The sequence below is a fragment of the Kitasatospora sp. NPDC001225 genome, assembly GCF_053597855.1.
The window spans coordinates 1-18,837 of record NZ_JBSFJC010000005.1 but is presented as its reverse complement, the minus strand read 5'-3'; the positions used below and the strand labels follow the sequence as shown (position 1 = coordinate 18,837).

The window sequence follows — 18,837 nt, the reverse complement described above, 5'->3', positions numbered from 1 at the left end:
CACCGCACATCGTTCATCGCGTGATGAGGTATTCGTTCCGTAGCCATACATGCAACGATGTGAGCCGTTAACGATGTGGCGGGGTCGCCGTAGGCCTCGCGAGAAGCGGGAGAACAGGTCCGATGAGCAGCGACGGGGGATCCACCGCCCAGGTCAACGACCCCGAGGTGAACAGCCTCCCGACGCAGGCCGGCACCGACCCGACCGCGCGCGTCCCCAAGTACTACGGCCTGAAGCGGCACCTGCTGCAGCTCACCGAGACCCAGCCCGCCGGCACCCCGGTGCCGCCCGAGCGGGCGCTCGCCGCCCAGTTCGACACCTCCCGCACCACCGTGCGCCAGGCCCTCCAGGAGCTGGTCGTCGAGGGCCGGCTGGAGCGCATCCAGGGCAAGGGCACCTTCGTCGCCAAGCCCAAGGTCGCCCAGGCCCTCCAGCTGACCTCCTACACCGAGGACATGCGGGCCCAGGGCCTGGAGCCCGCCTCCCGGCTGATCGAGATCGGCTACATCACCGCCGACGACCGGCTCGCCCCGCTGCTCGACATCAAGCCCGGCGGCCGGGTGCTGCGGATCGAGCGCCTGCGGCTCGCCAACGGCGACCCGATGGCCATCGAGGTCGCCCACCTCTCCGCCAAGCGCTTCCCGGCCCTGCGCCGCAACCTGGCCAAGCACACCTCCCTCTACGCGGCGCTGCGCGAGGTGTACGGGGTCACCGTGGCCGAGGCCGAGGAGACCATCGAGACCACCCTGGCCAACCCGCGCGAGGCCGGCCTGCTCGGCTCCGACCTCGGCCTGCCGATGCTCCAGCTCTCCCGGCACTCCTTCGACAACGACGGGGCCCCGGTCGAGTGGGTGCGCTCCATCTACCGCGGCGACCGCTACAAGTTCATCACCCGACTGAAGCGTCCGGAGTAGCCGCACTCCCCCACCGCATCCCGGGCACCGGCGCGCGCGACCCGCGCGCCGGTGCCCTTCGCGTTCCGCGGCGGCTTCTCCCGCGGTCCCCGGCGGTGGTGGCTTTTGCGCCCCCCGGCGGCGGACTCCGGCCGGTTGCGTCCGGCTGGTGGGAAGTTCGGTCAATCCCGGTGACATGGATCACCCCATGCTCTAGATTGCGCAGCCGTACTGACCTGACTGCCGATCACCGATGGTGCTGCTCGGCGGGCCCGTGCGGCGCTCGGCGCCGAGGGGCTGCGGCGCCGACGGGGAACCCCTCCGGAGCGGAGCCGAAGATGCCCTCTGATCCCCCCAGCGTCGAAGATGTCATGCCCGAGCCAGCCGGGAGGCCCGTCCCGGCCGTGACGCCCGAGCGGGTGCTGGCCGGCCTCGCCCTGCTCGTGCCGATCGTCGCGACGCTCTGGGTGTCCTCGTACGACAAGAGCGACCCGGCGGTGGCCGGGGTGCCGTTCTTCTACTGGTACCAGCTGCTCTGGGTGCCGGTGTCGGCCGTGTTCACGGTCGCCGCCTACCTGCTGATCACCCGGGACGAGAAGGCCCGCAAGGCGGCCCGGAAGGGCGGTGCGCGATGAAGGACGTCAACGTGCCGGCCCTCGTGGTCTTCGTGCTGTTCTTCGCCCTCGTCACCGTGATGGGCTTCCTCGCCTCGCGCTGGCGCCGCGCGGACAACGCCGCGCACCTGGACGAGTGGGGCCTGGGCGGCCGCAGCTTCGGGACCTGGGTGACCTGGTTCCTGCTCGGTGGCGACCTCTACACCGCGTACACCTTCGTCGCCGTCCCGGCCGCGGTGTACGCGACCGGCGCGGCGGGCTTCTTCGCGGTGCCGTACACGATCATCGCCTACCCGCTGGTCTTCCTCTTCCTGCCCCGGCTCTGGTCGGTCTCCCGGGTGCACGGCTACGTGACCCCGGCCGACTTCGTGCGCGGCCGGTACGGCTCGCGGCCGCTGTCGCTGGTGGTCGCGCTCACCGGCATCCTGGCCACCATGCCGTACATCGCCCTGCAACTCGTCGGCATCCAGGCCGTGCTGGACGTGCTGGGGGTCGGCGGCGGGGAGAACGCCAACTGGTTCGTCAAGGACCTGCCGCTGTTCATCGCCTTCGGCGTGCTGGCCGCCTACACCTACTCCTCCGGCCTGCGCGCCCCGGCGCTGATCGCCTTCGTCAAGGACGCCCTGGTCTACATCGTGATCATCGTCGCGGTGATCTACATCCCGATCCGGCTCGGCGGCTACGGGCACATCTTCGACTCGGCCGCGCAGCACTTCAAGGAGGTCAAGGGCGGCTCGCTGACCATCCCCGAGAACAAGCAGTGGACGTACGCCACGCTCGCCCTCGGCTCGGCGATGGCGCTGTTCATGTACCCCCACTCGGTGACCGGTGTGCTGGCCTCCAAGTCCCGCAAGACCGTGCGCCGCAACATGGCGATCATGCCGGCCTACTCGCTGATGCTGGGCCTGCTGGCGCTGCTCGGCTTCATGGCGCTCGCGGCGGGCGTCGGCAAGGGCGTCAAGGGCTACAACGCCCAGCTGTCGGTGCCCCAGCTGTTCGCGGACATGTTCCCGGACTGGTTCACCGGCGTGGCCTTCGCCGCGATCGGCATCGGCGCGCTGGTGCCGGCCGCCATCATGTCCATCGCGGCGGCCAACCTGTTCACCCGCAACGTCTACAAGGAGTGGCTCAAGCCCGCCGCCACCCCCGCCGACGAGACCCGGATCGCCAAGCTGGTCTCGCTGCTGGTGAAGGTCGGCGCGCTGGTCTTCGTGCTCGGCATGGACAAGCAGGCCGCGATCAACCTCCAGCTGCTGGGCGGCCTGTGGATCCTGCAGACCTTCGTGGCGATCGTCGGCGGCCTGTTCACCCGCTGGTTCCACCACTGGGCGCTGTTCGCGGGCTGGGCGGCCGGCATGGTGTACGGCACCTGGAAGGCGTACGGGATCGCCAGCCCGGCCACGAAGCACTTCGGCGGCAACGCGGCCGAGATCCCCGGCATCGGCGAGATCGGCTACATCGGCGTCACCGCCTTCGCCCTCAACCTGGTCGTCGCGGTGGCGCTCACCCTGGTGCTGCGGGCGGTCAAGGCACCGGACGGCCCGGACGAGACCAGGCCGTCCGACTACAGCGCCGAAGCCGGCGACGACGAGCTGAAGAACGCGCCGGAGCCTGTAGCGGCGCACTGATTCGCGCGGTACGCGCCCTGTGATCGCGCCGCCTTCTCCGTGAACACTGGAGAAGGCGGCGCGATCATATGTATGAACAGGCGTGCACGCCGGGCACCACCAGACCGGACCGGCATCCGGCCGGGACCTGATCGACCACGGGGAGCTCGCGGCCATGGCAGAACTCGGCACCACCCTCAACGGCCAGCACCAGTCCACGCAGGGCCAGCACCACCACGTCACCGCGCAGGGCCAGCACGGCACCGCCCACCGCCCGTCGGCGGCCGGCCGGCTGCCGTCCGTGCTGATCGCCACCCGGCACGGGGAGTCCACCGCCAACGTCGAGTTCCAGCTGGCCGAGGCCGCCGGAGCGCTCAGCGTCCCGATCAGCTGCCGCGACGCCGACATCCCGCTGTCGCTGCAGGGCCGCCGGCAGGCCCAGGCGCTCGGCCACTGGTGGGCCGGCCTGCCCAGCGCCGACCGCCCGCGCAGCGTCTGGTGCTCGCCGTACGTGCGCACCGCCGAGACCGCCCGGATCGCGCTCGCCCAGGCCGCCGGGCTCGGCTCCGTCCCGGTCACCCTCGCCGTCCGGTACGACGAGCGGCTGCGCGACCGCGAACTCGGCGTCCTGGAGATGCTGCCGAAGGCCGCGATCGAGGCCAAGCACCCGGAGGAGGCGGCCCGGCGGCGCAAGATGGGCGAGCTGTACTACCGCCCGCCGGGCGGCGAGTCCTGGGCCGACGTCGCCCTGCGGGTGCGCAGCCTGCTGCGGGACCTCTGCGAGGAGGAGGCCGGACGGCCCGTCCTGCTGGTCGCGCACGACTGCACGGTGCTGATGCTCCGCTACGCGCTGGACCGGCTCACCGAGGACCAGCTCACCGCGCTCGGGCCGGTGCACAACTGCTCCACCAGCCTCTGGCGGGCCCAGGACGGGCGGCTGCGGCCGGACGGCTGGAACGGCGTCGGGCACCTGACGGCCGGGACGGACTGACGGTTGGCGGGACCTGCTGGTGCGAGCCTGCGGCCCCTCAGCCCGCCTTCGGGTCCGGGTCCGGGTCGGCGAAGCAACGCCGGTAGGCCAGCGGCGTGGTGCCCAGCCGGCGGCCGAAGTGGTGCCGCAGCGCGGCCGCGTTGCCGAAGCCGCAGCGGGCGGCGATCGCGTCCACCGGCTCGGTGGTGGACTCCAGCAGCCGCTGGGCGAGCAGCACCCGCTGACCGACCAGCCAGCGGTGCGGGGTGGTGCCGGTCTCCTGCTGGAAGCGGCGGGCGAAGGTGCGCGGCGACATGTGCGCCCGGGCGGCCAGCTGCTCGACGGTGGCCTCCTCGGCCAGGTGGTGGCGCATCCAGTCCAGCAGCGGGGCCAGCGAGTCGCCGGCGGCCTCCGGCAGCGGCCGGTTCACGAACTGGGCCTGCCCGCCCTCCCGGTGCGGTGCCACCACCATCCGGCGGGCGATCTCCCGGGCCACCTCGGCGCCCTGCACCTTGCGCACCAGGTGCAGACAGGCGTCGATGCCGGCCGCCGTCCCGGCCGAGGTGATCACCGGGTCGTCGTCCACGTACAGCACGTCCGGCTCGACCGTGGTCAGCGGGAAGCGCTCGGCCAGCTCCTCGCCGTGCCGCCAGTGCGTGGCGGCGCGACGGCCGTCCAGCAGCCCGGCGGCGCCCAGCACGAAGGCGCCGCTGCAGATGGACAGCACCCGGCCGCCGCCCTCGACCACCCCGCGCAGCGCCGCCAGCAGCGGCTCCGGGTAGCCGGGGCGGATGCTCGCCGCGGTGACCACGGCGAGGTCCGCACCGGCGAGGCGCTCGGGACCGTACGGGACGTCCACCGCGAAGCCGGAGTGGGTGGCGTGCGGCCCGGGACGGGCCCCGGCGATCGCGAAGTCGTAGCCCGGCAGCCCGTCGGCGGTGCGGTCCAGGCCGAACACCTCGCAGGCCACACCCAGTTCGAAGGGGTGGACCTCCTCCAGCACCACCGCGACCACGTTCTTCAGCATGCCCACCAGGATGCCCCCGGCGCCCGCCCCGGCGGAAGGAAGGGGACGGCGGGAGGATGGCAGGATTTCGAGGTGATCGGTCGTTCCTGCCACTCGTGGCCGCGGCGCCGCCCGGCCACAGTGGTGCCCATGGACAGCGACACCCTCATCGGCTCACTCGCGATGACCGCGGCCGTCGGCGGTTTCGGCCTGCTCGGCCTGCTGATCGGCCGCGAGACCTCCCACGGCCCGGCGGCCGGCCGCGACAACTACCACCGCCCGGGCGGCTACCCGGCCGACCCGGCCCGCCCCGACCGGCTGCACGGCACCGCCGACCCGGCCCCGGCCCCGGCCCCGTCGAGCGGTTCGACCCCTCCGACCCGTTCGACCCCTCCGACCCGTTCGACCCCGGAGGACCGTCCCGACCAGGGCTCCGGCACACTGGCCGCATGGACTTCCTCATCCGCCAGGCCCTCCCGGAGGACCTCGCCGACGCCGGCCGGATCACCGTCGAGGCCTTCGTCGGCGACGGCTTCACCAACCCCACGAGCAGCTACGTCGACCTGCTGCGCGACGCCGAGCGACGGGCCCGCGAGGCCGAACTCCTGGTCGCCGTCGACACGGCCGGAGCCGGGGTCCTCGGCTGCGTGACCTACGCGGTCGGCGGCACCGAGTGGGCGGACATCGCCACCCCGCGGGAGGGCGAGATACGGATGCTCGCCACCGCCGCCGCCTCCCGCGGCCGCGGCGTCGGCGAGGCCCTGGTCCGCGCCACCGTCACCCGCAGCCGCGAACTCGGCCTGGCCGGCATGGCCTTCTCCACCCGCCCGGAGATGACCACCGCCCACCGCGTCTACGAGCGCATCGGCTTCCGGCGCACCCCCGAACGCGACTGGGCCCCGTACCCGGGGATGGACCTGATGGTCTACACCATGGCCTTCTGACGACCGGCCCGGGCCCGTGGGACGTCACCGGCAATCCCCCCTTGCCGGTGACCGACAGACGATCAACAGGCGTCTTTTGATATAAACCACAGATCAAGACATGTCCCATGGACACGTCGTGACAGTCGATCGACCCCGGGGGAACAGACCACATGGACGACGGGCCCGGTCTCGGCGCGCCCACGAGCGGGCCCACGCTCCAGGACATGCGCAGGAGCAGGGGCGTCGAAGCCCCCACCGGCAGCCGCTACGCGGTCCCCGCACCGACGCCGGAACCCCGCGGTCCGCTGCCGCCCTCCGTCCGCTTCAAGGCGGTCGACGGCCTGCGCGGCCTGGCCATCGCCTCGGTGCTGCTCTACCACACCAACTGGTTCCAGAACGGGCTGTTCGGGGTGGACGTCTTCTTCGTCCTCTCCGGCTTCCTGGTCACCCTGGTGCTGGTCCGCGAGCTGGACCGCACCGACGGCATCCGGCTCGGCGTCTTCTACCGCCGCCGGGCCAAGCGGCTGCTGCCCGGCCTGTTCGCCACCATCATCCTGGTGGTGGGGCTGTCCGCCCTGGTCAGTCCGCTACGGGACGTCAGGGACCTCCGACCGCAGGCACTGGCCGCGCTCGCCCAGGTCGCCAACTGGGCCCAACTGTCGCGCGGTGACGCCTACTGGCAGCACTTCGAGTCGATCGACCCGCTCGCGGCCATGTGGTCGCTCAGCATCACCGAGCAGTTCTACGCCCTCTGGCCGCTGCTGCTGCTCGTGGTCTACGGCGTCTGCCGCCGCTCCGTCCGCGCCGCCGGCTTCGTCACCGCCGGACTGTTCGTCGCCGCCGCGCTGGTCGCCCCGCTGTTGTGGAACGGCCACAACAGCGACCGTCTCTACCTCGGCACCGAGACCCGTGCGGTCGGCTTCGCGGCCGGCGCCACCGCCGCCTTCGGGGTCTACCTGTGGCAGCGCCACAAGGTCCGCGCCGGCTCCTCCGACGGCACCGACGGATCGCGCTCCCGTTCGCGCGTGCCGGCCGGGCCGGTCCTGCCCACCCTGGCCGGCACCGCGGCCCTCGGCGGCCTGGTCTGGGCCAGCCTCTCCGTCGGCAGCTACCACGAACCGTGGCTCTACCGGGGCGGGCTGGCCGTCGTCGCGGCCCTCGCCGCCGTCCTCACCGTCTCGCTCTGCCAGGAGCGGGGACCGCTGGTGTGGCTGATGTCGCTGCCCCCGCTGCGGCTCACCGGCACCATCTCCTACAGCCTCTACCTGCTCCACCTGCCGGTGTACTGGCTGCTCCAGCACTACCTCGACGACATCTCGCCGAAGCGGCTGCTGCTCATCGGCGCACCGGTCTCCTGGGTCCTGGCCTGGCTGCTGCACACCGGCACCGAGAAGCTGCGGGTGCTGCGCTGGCGGGCCTTCCCGGCCGTCCCGCTCGTGGCCGTCACCGCCGCCGTGGCCACCACCGGCGCCTGGTACCTGCCCGCCTGGATCACCCACGACATGAGGACCGGGCCGAGCGGCAAACCGCTGGTCCTGCTCCTCGGCGACTCCTTCTCCCAGGACCTCTCCACCGGCCTGTACCGGCACGGCGACCGCTACCGCGTCGTCGACGGCGGGATCAGCGGCTGCGGGGTGTTCGGCCCGGAGAAGGTGCGCACCACCTCCCAGGAGGAGTTCGAGACCAGCCAGGAGTGCCGCGACCGGGCCGCCGCCTGGGACCGGCAGCTCGACGGCGCGCCGCAGGCCGTCGTGGTCCACCTCGGCTGGGACGCCGCCGAGCAGTACGTCGACGGCAGCTGGCTCAACCCCTGCGACGAGGACTACCGGACCATCTACGGCACCCGGCTCGCCCAGGCCGTGGACCAGATCCGCCGTCGCGCGCAGGACGCCCGGGTGCTGCTGATGAACGAGCGGGTCGAGAACGGCGCCATCAACAAGACCTGGGGCACCTGCTACAACCAGCAGGTCGGCGACTTCGTGAAGGCCTCCGGCGGCGCCGTCCGACTGCTCGACCTCAACACCTTCTACTGCCCGTACGAGACCTGCGCCTGGAAGGACGAGCAGGGCCACCTGGTCTCCCCGGCCAACGACGGGGTGCACCTCACCCCGGCCGGCATGCGGTTCGTCACCCCGTGGCTGGAGAAGGAGATCGCGGGCGCGCTGGCGGACGCGGCACCCGGCCACCCGGCCGCGGCGCCCACCTCGACTCCCGTCCCGACGCCCACACCGACACCGACGCCGACTCCCACACCGACCCCCACCCCGACGCCGACCTCGACCGGCAAGCCGACGACCGGCCATAGCCCGACGAAGTCCACCCGGCCCCCGGCCCCCAAGACCACCGGCCCCCAGGGCGAGGGGACCTAGCGGCGGGGGCCGCGGGACGGCCGGGCCTCAGGAGGGCGGCAGTTCGTAGGACTGCGCGAAGCAGGTACGGATCGCCTGCTCGGAGGCGGGACGCCCGGCGAAGTCCATCCGCGGGGTGTCCTGGTCGGTCGGCAGGGTGGGGTCGATGCCGAAGTAGAGCGACCAGAAGTACACCCCGCCCAGCTTGCGCTCCTGCGCCACCTGGCAGACCGCGGTGAACCAGGCGGCCTGGACGGCCTCGTTCAGCTCGCGCTTGGTGTAGAAGTCGCCGGGCGTCTTGTAGGCGCCCTTCTGCGCCGGGATGCCCACCTCGGTGAGCTTGGTGGCCGGCTGCGGCCCCGCGCCCCGCTTGTCGAGCCAGCTGTGCCAGCTGGCCACCAGGTCGGCCACCGGGGCGTCGTCGCCCGCCGACTTGGCGGGGAAGTAGGCGTCCACGCCGGTCCCGTCGGTCGGCAGCGGGAGCGCCCCCTTGGACCAGTTGTCCCAGTTGGCGTCGTACACGATCTGGCCCCGGAAGGTCTTCCGGGCCTGCTCGATCAGCCCCGTCCAGTGCTGGTCGCTCTCCAGCGAGTTGAACTCGGTCCCGACGGTGAACTCGGCCGCCGAGTGCTCCTGGGCGGTCTTCAGGTAGGGCGTCAGGAACGCGGCGTAGCTGGCGAACCAGGCGTCCTTGTCGCCGGGCGCGATGTTGCCGCGCCACACGCCGGTGGTGGCGTAGTTGAACACCTCCTCGTCCATGATCGGCCGCACGGTGGTGCGCAGACCGGCCCGGTGGGCGGCGTCCAGCAGCAGAGCCAGCCGCTCCGGGGACGGGGTGGTCGGACGGGCGGCGACAGCGTTCGACCTGGGTCCCGTCGTGTAGTACGGGAACGTCACCGACAGGGAGTTGGCGTTCAGCCCGACCACGTACTTGACGATGCGGTCGACCTTGCCCTGGACGAAGTTGTCCGGGTCCGCCGGGTCGTCCAGCCAGTACACCTGCACGCCCCACTCGGGACTGCCCTTGGTCCACGGGCGGGCCACCTTGGGGCCGGTGTCCTCCACCGGAGGCGCGTCCTTGCCGAAGCCCCAGACCCGGCCCTGCTCGGTCGGCGCGCCGGCCCAGTGCACCGTGGTGGGACGCTGGTGGTCGAACTTGAGCGGGTGGTCCCCCCAGACCATCGGGATGCCGACGGTGAGGGCGACCACCACGGTCGGGAGGATGAAGATGACAGGGCGCTTCACGGTTGTGGCCTCCGATCACGCCGGCTTGGCGATGACGACGAACTTGTTCTCCTCGCGCTTCAGGAACTTGATCAGTCCCCTCAGCCCGCCCCAGCCCTCCAGGAAGGAGAACAGCGGGATGGCCGCCACCACCACGATCGGCTCCCACCACTTGCGCCGGTGGTTGGCCGAGGCCACCACGTTCAGCCGCAGGCCCTCCCAGTACGTCCAGATGACGTAGGCGAAGTTGATCGACCAGACCAGCACCACGGACTGGGTGACCGGCGAGGTGTTCCAGGTGCCGGTGAACCACGCCACCAGCAGCACCAGGCCGACGTGCTGCAGCGGGCCGAGCACCCAGCTGACCATGCCCATCCCGATGAACAACCGGTACCGCAGCGGGATCGTCTTGTTGAAGCAGAGCGCGACCAGGCCCCAGGCCCAGCGCTCGCGCTGCTTGAGGAAGTCCTTGACGCCGGCCGGCGAGGCACCGTAGCAGCGGCCGTTGAACCAGTCGCTGCGGCCGGGGTAGCGCTGGCAGAAGTTGAGCGCCATCTGGGCGTCCTCGACGATCGTCTTCGGCCCGAAGTCCCAGCCGATGGTGGCCTCCACCGAGGAGCGCACGATCAGCAGCTCTCCGTGCACGCCCGCGATCGGGGTACCGGTGCCGGTCATCGCCCGGAAGCGGGCGATGTCGTCGGCCGGGCGGATCGCGTCGGCGAGCCAGGTGAAGGTGGAGACGGCGTTCTCGCGCGGGTACGTCAGGATGCCCTGCGCCATGTGCTTGGCGTCGTCCCCGGCCCGGCGCTGCCGGTTGACGAACTGGGCGACGGCGGCGGCGGTGTCCGGGCCGACGCCGGTGTCGTCGTCCATGTGCAGCACCCAGACGTCGTCCTCCGCCTCGCCCTCCTCGATCCGCAGCTCGTGCGAGTAGTGGTTGGCGCGGGCCTTGAACTTGGTCCCGTTGGGCGTCTCGTACGCCTTCGGTACGGTCACCACGCGGATCAGCTGGTGGCGCTGGGCGAGCTCGTCGATCTTCTCCGCGGCGGCGCAGCCCTCCTCGGTGAGGATGTCCACCCGCATCCACGGGAAGTACGGCGGAAGGTGCTCGACGTACGAGAGCACCGAGCGTTCCAGCGCCGGGTAGGTGTCGTGGCGGCCGATCGTCGGCACCAGCACGATCAGGAAGTCGTCCTCGACGGGCGCGGCCGGGGTCATCCGGCTGACCTTGCGCAGCCGGCGACGGACCATCAGCACGCCCTGGAAACCGATCAGCACACCGAAGACCGGCATGCCCCACAGGATGGTGATGGCCCAGCCGAGCGGAGTGGGATTGGGCACGTACGCCCACACCGAGAACGCGAAGATGATCGCGAAGGAGATGTAGAACGGGGTCACCCGGGGCTTCCACGACATCTGTCGCTCGGCGAGCCGGGCGGCCTCGCGGGACGTGGTCAGCACCGCCCGCTCGGCGGTTGTCGATGACATGGCGAAAGAAGTTCCTCGTCTGGTGTCGTCTCAGCCCCCGGCGGGGCACGGATCGTTCGCGGGCGGTCGGCCCCGGACGGTCAGCCCTGGGGCGGACGGTCCGCAGGCGGCGGTACGACGGGACCGGGCCGCACCGGGCCGGGGGCCGGCGCGCCGGGCTGCGACGAGGCGGCGGGCCACGGCTGGACCGGCTGCTGCTGCGGGTACGGCACGGGCTGCCCCCAACCGGGCTGGGGCTGCTGCTGGGGCTGTCCGGGCAGGGTCTGCGGCCAGGCCGGCTGCGGCTGCGGCTGCGAATACGGCTGGGGCTGGGGCTGCCCCCAGGCGGCGGGATACGGCTGGGGCTGGAACGGCTGCGGCGCGGGGGCCACCGCCGCTCGCGGCTGCTCCCGCCAGACCGACCGGGCCAGCAGCACGATCAGCGCCGCGGTGACGACCACCCCGAGCCCGAAGGTGGCGAGCTTGAGCCAGCCCTCGGTGGTGCCGGTGAACCACTTCTGCTGCGGCTCGTCCAGGAGCGCGCCGGTCAGGCTGCGCACCCGGTTGTACCCCTCGACCAGTGCGACGCCGGCCGCCACCCCGAGCGCCCAGTCGCGCCCGCGGATCAGGAGGACGCCCGAGACCAGGTAGAGCAGGCCGTAGTTGAGGCTCCCGGTCTCGGCGGCCACCGAGGAACCGCCGTAGTAGAAGACGCCCTTGAGGTAGGTGGCGACACCGACCTGGCCGAAGCAGTTGTACCCGGCCCAGCCGAGCAGCACCACGCCCCAGCAGACGGCCACCGCGCCGGCCGCGCGCATCGGACCCGTACGTGTCATCCCGTATCCCCCGCCCCCTCCGGGCCCGTCCCGGCCGTTCGCCCCGCCCTCGGCTTCGCCGCCACAGGATGCCACACGGCGCAACGGAGCCGGAATTCCACCCGTTCAGCGGATCCCCGCGGTGCGGCGGACCTCACAGCGCCGAGCACCGTGCGAACGTGCCGTCGGCTCAGCGCACGTGCAGGCCGCCCCAGTCGACGTTCGCGCCGAACGGGCCGGAACCGCCGGTGAGCGCCAGCGGACTGCGGTACGTGGCGGTGACGTCCGCGGCCGAGTTGCGCGGCTGGTCCGGGGTCAGGTTGTTCGCGGTGAGCGACTGCCCCCACACCGTCCAGATCGTCCAGGGTGTGCGCCGCAGGGTCTCCGGCTGACGGGAGTTGACCGGGACGGCGAAGGACTCGGCCAGCATCCGCGGCTTGCCGTAGGCGGAGAGCCCGTCGTAGTACCGCTTGGTCCACACCTCACCGGTGCCGATCGGGTGCGCCGGGCTGCCGCTGTAGTCGTCCACCCCGACCACGTCGACGAACTGGGTGCCCGGGTAGTAGTCCCAGGGGTCCACGCCCGGGGCACCGTCCCAGGACACCGGGGTCCAGACGAACAGCAGGTTGTGCAACCCCCTGGTCTCCACCAGGTACTTGTAGGTGATCCTCCACAGCGCCTGGTAGTCGGCCGGTTTCTGGCCCGCCCACCAGAACCGGCGGGAGCAGTCCAGCACGTTCATCTCGTGGTACGGACGCAGCAGCACCGGCACGTCCCGGGAGGCCAGGTACTCCAGGTGGTCGGCCAGATAGGACAGGTCGGTGATCAGCGCGCGGTACTCGGGGGTGTCGTGCGCGCCGTCCACGACCCGGCCGAACCAGTCGGGGTCCTTGGCCGCCGGCGAGTTCGAACAGAGCACCCGGTCGAAGGACTTGACGTCCGAACCGGGGTAGGGCTGGTGGAAGGACATGCCGACGATCCCGGCCGGGCCGCCGCCGTTGTCGGGAAGTTCGGTGCTGCTGCCGTCACAGTTCTGCTGCACGCCCGCCGCGCCGTAGCCGCCGTCCTCCGCGCGCGGGTGGCCGTTCCAGACGGCGGAGAGCAGGTCGACGGCGTCGTCGGTGTACTGCCAGCCGGCCCGGCACGTGGGCCAGCGGCCGGCCGAGTAGGAGCGCGGATTGCCGACGCCCCAGCCGTTCTGGCCGTAGCCGGGACCGAGGTCGGTCTCCACGAAGCCGGGCAGCTTGCCGGTGATGTCGGCGGCCTTCTTGTAGTAGTAGCCGACCTGTTTGGTGCCCCGGTAGTCCCCGTACTCGGGGTTGTTGCGCTCGTTGTGCGCCTCGACGTGCTGGCCGATCACCGTGCCGCCGCTCTGCCCGGTACGGGCCTGGGCCTCCAGGTCGGCGAGGAACTGCTGGACGGCGCGGGCGTTCGGCGAGGCCTGCGGGTCCCGGGCGAGCAGGTCCCGGCCCACCTCCGGCGGCAGGGTACGCCCGGGGAGGCCGACCGACACCGGGACCCTCGGGGGCTGTTCGCCCTCCGCCCTGCCGTCGTGGTCCAGCAGGGCGACCGCTCCCGCGGCGATGACGATCCCGGCCGCGGCCAGGACGGCCGGCTTGCCGCGCAGGGCTCTGGGCAGGGCCACGGACCGCTCCTCCGGTTGCTCGCCGGCGCCGCCCCCCACGGACGCAACCGGAACACACATGCGAAATGACTGTTCCGAGAGCCTGCCACACTCCCCCGGCCCCGGCGAACGAACCGCCGGGGCCGGGGTGTCACGGCGGGTCAGCCCGCCGGGGTGCCCTGAACGCCGGGCGCGGCCGAGGACGCGGCCTTGGCGCGCTTGAGCAACTGCCCCTTCACGTGCTCGGTGAACCCGGCGGCCGCGGCGGTCGCCGTGGCGTCCGGAGCGTTGCCGCCCTTCGCCGAGCCCTCGACCGTGAAGTAGCCGTACCGGCCCAGGCTGTTGTGGGTGCCGGTACAACCCGGACCGGCACAGAACGCCGGCGAACCGGGGGCGGGCGCGCCCTTGAGCTGACCGGCGAAGTTCTTCAGCGCGGTCTCGGCCTGGAGCTTGTGCTCGAAGACCGCCACCCCGACGGTGACCGCGCTGTCCCCGGAGACGTACGTCGCCCGGAGCACCTGCTGGCACCCCTGGTCGCCGAGCACCTTGCCCAGCCCGCCGGTCGTGGAGTTCCCGTCCCAACAGGGCGAGTCCAGCGACACGACGGTGCGGTTCCAGGTGGCGCCGTTGATCGTCACCTGGAGCGCGGAGAACAGCGCTCCCGCGTCCTGCGGCGCCGGGTCGGTGGCAGCCTCCCAGATCGGCTTCGACGGGTCGTCCGGCGTACCGGACGTGCTCGGGGGGACGGTCGGCTGGGTGGATTTCGCGACGGTCGGGGAACCGTCGTCCTTCTTGCCCTGGAGCAGCACCACGCCGCCCGCGACCAGGCCGCCCACCACGGCGACCGCGGCCACCACACCGACGACCTTCATCCGGCGACGGCGTTTGCCCTCGACCTCGTTGCGGTCCGCCAGCGCGTCCCAGTCCGGCTCGGCCCGCTGCTGCGGGACCGGCTGCTGGGGCTGCTGCTGGAGGTGCCACTGCGGCTGCGGCTGCGCCACGGGCTGGGGCTGCCCGACCGGCTGCGGGTGCGGCTGCCCCACCGGCGGAGCCGGCTGCGGCGGAGGCGCGACCGGGTGCGGCACCGGCGGGATGGGCTGCGCGACCGGCTGCACCGACGGCACCACCGGCCCGTACGAGGCGGGCGGCGGCCCGAAACCCCCGCTCGGCGGCGGTACCGGACCAGGTACCACCGGCTGCTGACTCTGTGCGCCCCCCGGCCCGGCGGGAGGCGTTCCCTGCGGCCCCTGCCCAGGTACGCCAGTTCCGTCGCTCATGCGCCCAGATCGTAGGGCATCCTCGTGAGCGCCGGTCCTCCCGGTGACCATTCCGTATCGAAACCAGGACGCCCCCGGCCCGGTTCCGGGGCTACCGAGGGCCATCGCGCACCACGTTCCTGGTACTGCCGGTCATCGTCCCGACACGCGGCGCCGTACTACATCTGGGGTCGCTTCAGTGAGACACCACTACATGTATGCTCGCTTCTGCTGTCGATGCAGGGGAACCCGGTGCGAATCCGGGACTGCCCCGCAGCGGTGAGCGGGCGGCTCCAGCAGCCGCACCCCGCGAGTCCGAGTACCTGCCGACGGCGTGCGCCACGGCCCTCCCGCAGAGGCCGCGCCGGCACCAGCAGTACCCCTCCGGGCCTCGCGGGCGGGCCGGGGAGTCACCTCGCGCGACGCTTTTTTGCGTTCGCGCCGTGCTCCCCTGCCCAGATCGGCCCGGTGGCCCCCCGAGCACCGCCGCCGATCGCCGCCAGGAGAGAGCGCCTTGACCACCGCTGCCTCAGCCACCCTGCCCGCCCAGGGCTCCGGTACCGCCTTCACCGACCCGACGGTCTCCGACCCCGGGGGCGCGCTGCTGCGGCTGCTCACCGACCGCAGCACCGACCTCACCGAGGTCGACCCCGGCCATGTCGCCGCCGCCGCGCTGCGCGGCCGCCACGCCGGCTCGGACTTCGCCGAGCTGCGCGGGCTGGCCGTGGACGCCGCCGCGTCGATGATCGCCGAGGACCCCCAGTACTCGAAGCTGGCCGCCCGCCTGCTCGCGCTGGAGATCGTCGACGAGGCGAACAGCCAGGGCTCGGTGTCCTTCTCCGCCTCGATCGCCGTCGGCCACACCGAGGGCCTGATCGGCGACACCACCGCGGACTTCGTCGCCAAGCACGCCGCCGCCCTGGACGCGCTGATCGACACCGCCGGCGACGACCGCTTCGAGTACTTCGGCCTGCGCACCGTGCAGTCCCGCTACCTGCTGCGCCACCCGATCACCCGCAAGGTGATCGAGACCCCGCAGCACTTCCTGCTCCGTGTCGCCTGCGGCCTGGCGGTCGGCGACTCCGAGCAGTCGGTGCGCGAGGTGGCCGAGCTGTACGGCCTGATGAGCCGCCTGGAGTACCTGACCTCCTCGCCGACGCTGTTCAACTCCGGCACCCGGCACCCGCAGATGTCGAGCTGCTACCTGCTCGACTCGCCGCTGGACAACCTGGACTCGATCTACAACCGCTACGCGCAGATCGCCCGCCTGTCCAAGCACGCCGGCGGCATCGGCCTGTCCTACTCGCGCATCCGCTCGCGCGGCAGCCTGATCCGCGGCACCAACGGCAAGTCCAACGGCATCGTGCCGTTCCTGCGCACCCTCGACTCCTCGGTCGCCGCCGTCAACCAGGGCGGCCGCCGCAAGGGCGCGGCCTGTGTCTACCTGGAGACCTGGCACGCCGACATCGAGGAGTTCCTGGAGCTCCGCGACAACACCGGCGAAGAGGCCCGCCGCACCCACAACCTCAACCTGGCGCACTGGATCCCGGACGAGTTCATGCGCCGGGTCAACGCCAACCAGGACTGGTCGCTGTTCTCCCCGGCCGACGTGCCGGAGCTGGTCGACCTGTGGGGCGCCGACTTCGACGAGGCCTACCGCAAGGCCGAGCTGGCCGGCAAAGCCGTCCGCACCATCCCGGCGCAGACCCTGTACGCCCGCATGATGCGCACCCTGGCGCAGACCGGCAACGGCTGGATGACCTTCAAGGACGCCTCCAACCGCGCCGCCAACCAGACCGCCCTGCCGGGCCGCACCGTGCACTCCTCCAACCTGTGCACGGAGATCCTGGAGGTCACGGACGACTCCGAGACCGCCGTCTGCAACCTCGGCTCGGTCAACCTCGGCGCCCACGTGGCCCCCGGTGCCACGGTCGACGACCTGCTCGGCGCCATGGACTGGGAGCGCCTCGACGCCACCGTCCGCACGGCCGTGACGTTCCTCGACCGCGTGGTGGACATCAACTTCTACCCGACCACCGAGGCCGGCACCTCCAACTCCCGCTGGCGGCCGGTCGGCCTCGGCGTGATGGGCCTCCAGGACGTCTTCTTCAAGCTGCGGATCGACTTCGACTCCGCCGAGGCCGCCCGCCTGTCCACGCTGATCGCCGAGCGCATCATGCTCACCGCGTACGAGCGCTCCGCCGACCTGGCCGAGCAGCTCGGCCGCCACGAGGCGTACGGCGAGACCCGCGCCGCCCGCGGCGAGCTGCACATCGACCACTTCCCGACGGCCGCCCCGCAGTGGGCCGACCGCTGGACGGCGCTGCGCGCCCGGATCGCCGAGACCGGCCTGCGCAACTCGCTGCTGCTGGCCATCGCGCCGACCGCGACCATCGCGTCCATCGCCGGCGTGTACGAGTGCATCGAGCCGCAGGTGTCCAACCTGTTCAAGCGCGAGACGCTGTCCGGCGAGTTCCTCCAGGTCAACCCGTACCTGGTGCGCGAGCTCAAGGAGCTCGGCGTCTGGGACCAGCAGACCCGCGACGCCCTGCGCGACGCCAACGGCTCCGTCCAGGACCTGAACTGGCTGCCCGCCGGGGTCCGTTCGCTGTACCGGACGGCCTGGGAGCTGCCGCAGCGCGCGCTGATCGACCTGGCCGCGGCCCGCATGCCGTACCTGGACCAGAGCCAGTCCCTGAACCTGTTCATGGCGGCGCCGACCATCGGCAAGCTCAGCTCGATGTACGCCTACGCGTGGAAGGTCGGTCTGAAGACCACCTACTACCTGCGTTCGCGCCCGGCCACCCGCATCGCCCAGGCCGCGTCCGGCACCGCCCGTGCCGCCGCGCCGGCGCCGGTGCCCGTGAACACCCCCTCCCTCACCCCGGAGCAGGAAGCCGCCATCGCCTGCTCCCTGGAGAACCCCGAGTCCTGCGAGGCCTGCCAGTGACCACCCCCGAAGACCGCAAGATGCTGCTCGACCCCGGCTTCGAGCTGACCCTGCGCCCGATGCGCTACCCGTCGTTCTACGACCGGTACCGGGACGCGATCAAGAACACCTGGACCGTCGAGGAGGTGGACCTGCACTCCGACGTCGCCGACCTGGCGAAGCTCAGCGAGGGCGAGCGCCACCTCATCGGCCGGCTGGTCGCGTTCTTCGCGACGGGCGACTCGATCGTCTCCAACAACGTGGTGCTGAGCCTCTACAAGCACATCAACTCGCCCGAGGCGCGCCTGTACCTCTCGCGGCAGCTGTTCGAAGAGGCCGTGCACGTCCAGTTCTACCTGACGCTGCTGGACACCTACCTGCCCGACCCGGAGGACCGCAACGCGGCCTTCGCCGCGGTGGAGAACATCCCCTCCATCCGCCAGAAGGCGCAGTTCTGCTTCAAGTACATGAACGCGGTCGACCACATCGACTCGCTGCAGACCAAGGAGGACCGCCGCGCGTTCCTCCTGAACCTGATCTGCTTCGCGGCTTGTGTGGAGGGCCTGTTCTTCTACGGCGCCTTCGCCTACGTGTACTGGTTCCGTTCGCGCGGCCTGCTGCACGGCCTGGCCACGGGCACCAACTGGGTGTTCCGCGACGAGTCCATGCACATGGACTTCGCGATGTCGGTGGTCGACACCGTCCGCGAGGAGGAGCCCGACCTCTTCGACGACGAGATGGCCAAGCAGGTCACGGAGATGCTGGAGGAGGCCGTCGAGGCCGAGCTCCAGTTCGCCCAGGACCTGTGCGGTGACGGCCTGCCCGGCATGAACACCGCCTCCATGCGCGAGTACCTGGAGGCCGTGGCCGATCAGCGACTGGCCCGCCTGGGCCTGCCGATCCGCTACGGGTCGACGAACCCGTTCGGCTTCATGGAGCTCCAGAACGTCCAGGAGCTGACCAACTTCTTCGAGCGCCGCGTCTCGGCGTACCAGGTCGCCGTCGAGGGCTCCGTCGCCTTCGACGACGACTTCTAGGAAGCACACGCAACACCAGAGGTGCCCCGCACGGCCGAGCCGTGCGGGGGACCGCGGGAGGTTGAGCCGGGGGGGAAAAACCCCCACATGTCCCCCGAGAGGGAGGGCGACCCCGCCAAAG

General features: G+C 71.8%; 14 protein-coding genes and 1 riboswitch. Of the genes, 8 read left to right on the top strand and 6 right to left on the bottom strand.

Translation table 11 applies throughout. The features are described from left to right. Positions 1-122: 122 nt before the first annotated feature. The 4 genes from ACWDCZ_RS02580 (at position 123) to ACWDCZ_RS02565 (ending at position 4,105) form a co-directional block, all read left to right on the top strand. Entirely contained in the window at positions 123-914 is a 792-nt protein-coding gene (locus ACWDCZ_RS02580) for a GntR family transcriptional regulator (RefSeq protein ID WP_049649420.1), read from the top strand. 350 nt (positions 915-1,264) lie between these two features. After that, on the top strand, positions 1,265-1,528 hold the full coding sequence (locus tag ACWDCZ_RS02575) for a DUF3311 domain-containing protein (protein WP_049649419.1): 264 nt from the start codon (positions 1,265-1,267) through the stop codon (positions 1,526-1,528). Continuing rightward, positions 1,525-3,135: a monocarboxylate uptake permease MctP gene (mctP, locus tag ACWDCZ_RS02570; protein ID WP_049649418.1), complete on the top strand. Its 1,611-nt coding sequence runs from the start codon at positions 1,525-1,527 to the stop codon at positions 3,133-3,135. The genes ACWDCZ_RS02575 and mctP overlap by 4 nt, the downstream gene beginning before the upstream one ends. 154 nt (positions 3,136-3,289) lie before the next feature. Beyond that, positions 3,290-4,105, top strand: a complete 816-nt coding sequence (locus tag ACWDCZ_RS02565; RefSeq protein ID WP_449815047.1) for a histidine phosphatase family protein — start codon at positions 3,290-3,292, stop codon at positions 4,103-4,105. Between the two features lie 37 nt (positions 4,106-4,142). Here the strand turns inward: ACWDCZ_RS02565 and ACWDCZ_RS02560 are convergent, their stop codons facing one another. Then, positions 4,143-5,111: a helix-turn-helix domain-containing protein gene (locus ACWDCZ_RS02560; protein WP_388044509.1), complete on the bottom strand. Its 969-nt coding sequence runs from the start codon at positions 5,109-5,111 to the stop codon at positions 4,143-4,145. A 428-nt stretch (positions 5,112-5,539) separates the two neighbouring features. On the opposite strand from ACWDCZ_RS02560, the gene ACWDCZ_RS02555 reads away from it, so the two are divergent. Both ACWDCZ_RS02555 and ACWDCZ_RS02550 read left to right on the top strand, forming a co-directional pair. Then, complete coding sequence (locus tag ACWDCZ_RS02555) at positions 5,540-6,034, top strand: GNAT family N-acetyltransferase (protein WP_049649416.1); 495 nt, start codon at positions 5,540-5,542, stop codon at positions 6,032-6,034. A 206-nt stretch (positions 6,035-6,240) separates the two neighbouring features. After that, a complete protein-coding gene (locus tag ACWDCZ_RS02550) occupies positions 6,241-8,385 on the top strand; it encodes an acyltransferase family protein (RefSeq protein ID WP_449815046.1) in 2,145 nt (714 codons plus the stop codon). Between the two features lie 27 nt (positions 8,386-8,412). Here ACWDCZ_RS02550 and ACWDCZ_RS02545 read toward each other — a convergent pair whose 3' ends face one another. The 5 genes from ACWDCZ_RS02545 to ACWDCZ_RS02525 form a co-directional block, all read right to left on the bottom strand. After that, positions 8,413-9,609: a glycoside hydrolase family 113 gene (locus tag ACWDCZ_RS02545; protein ID WP_449815045.1), complete on the bottom strand. Its 1,197-nt coding sequence runs from the start codon at positions 9,607-9,609 to the stop codon at positions 8,413-8,415. 15 nt (positions 9,610-9,624) lie between these two features. Then, positions 9,625-11,076 (bottom strand): glycosyltransferase family 2 protein, encoded by a 1,452-nt coding sequence (locus ACWDCZ_RS02540; protein WP_449815044.1) that lies wholly within the window; start codon positions 11,074-11,076, stop codon positions 9,625-9,627. A gap of 80 nt (positions 11,077-11,156) precedes the next feature. Beyond that, the gene (locus ACWDCZ_RS02535; RefSeq protein ID WP_449815043.1) at positions 11,157-11,891 is read right to left on the bottom strand and encodes a hypothetical protein; all 735 of its coding nucleotides are present in this window, start codon (positions 11,889-11,891) and stop codon (positions 11,157-11,159) included. A gap of 169 nt (positions 11,892-12,060) precedes the next feature. Continuing rightward, the gene (locus ACWDCZ_RS02530; RefSeq protein ID WP_380778812.1) at positions 12,061-13,515 is read right to left on the bottom strand and encodes a glycoside hydrolase family 26 protein; all 1,455 of its coding nucleotides are present in this window, start codon (positions 13,513-13,515) and stop codon (positions 12,061-12,063) included. Between the two features lie 140 nt (positions 13,516-13,655). Continuing rightward, positions 13,656-14,495: a hypothetical protein gene (locus ACWDCZ_RS02525; protein ID WP_449815042.1), complete on the bottom strand. Its 840-nt coding sequence runs from the start codon at positions 14,493-14,495 to the stop codon at positions 13,656-13,658. 473 nt (positions 14,496-14,968) lie between these two features. Then, positions 14,969-15,095: riboswitch (cobalamin riboswitch) on the top strand. A gap of 193 nt (positions 15,096-15,288) precedes the next feature. Between ACWDCZ_RS02525 and ACWDCZ_RS02520 the strand changes: the two genes are divergently transcribed. Both ACWDCZ_RS02520 and ACWDCZ_RS02515 read left to right on the top strand, forming a co-directional pair. Continuing rightward, positions 15,289-17,700 carry a ribonucleoside-diphosphate reductase subunit alpha gene (locus tag ACWDCZ_RS02520; RefSeq protein ID WP_049652373.1) on the top strand — a complete coding sequence of 804 codons (2,412 nt, stop codon included), beginning with the start codon at positions 15,289-15,291 and terminating at the stop codon, positions 17,698-17,700. A gap of 20 nt (positions 17,701-17,720) precedes the next feature. Then, positions 17,721-18,716 carry a ribonucleotide-diphosphate reductase subunit beta gene (locus ACWDCZ_RS02515; RefSeq protein ID WP_049652375.1) on the top strand — a complete coding sequence of 332 codons (996 nt, stop codon included), beginning with the start codon at positions 17,721-17,723 and terminating at the stop codon, positions 18,714-18,716. The last annotated feature ends 121 nt before the right edge of the window (positions 18,717-18,837 follow it).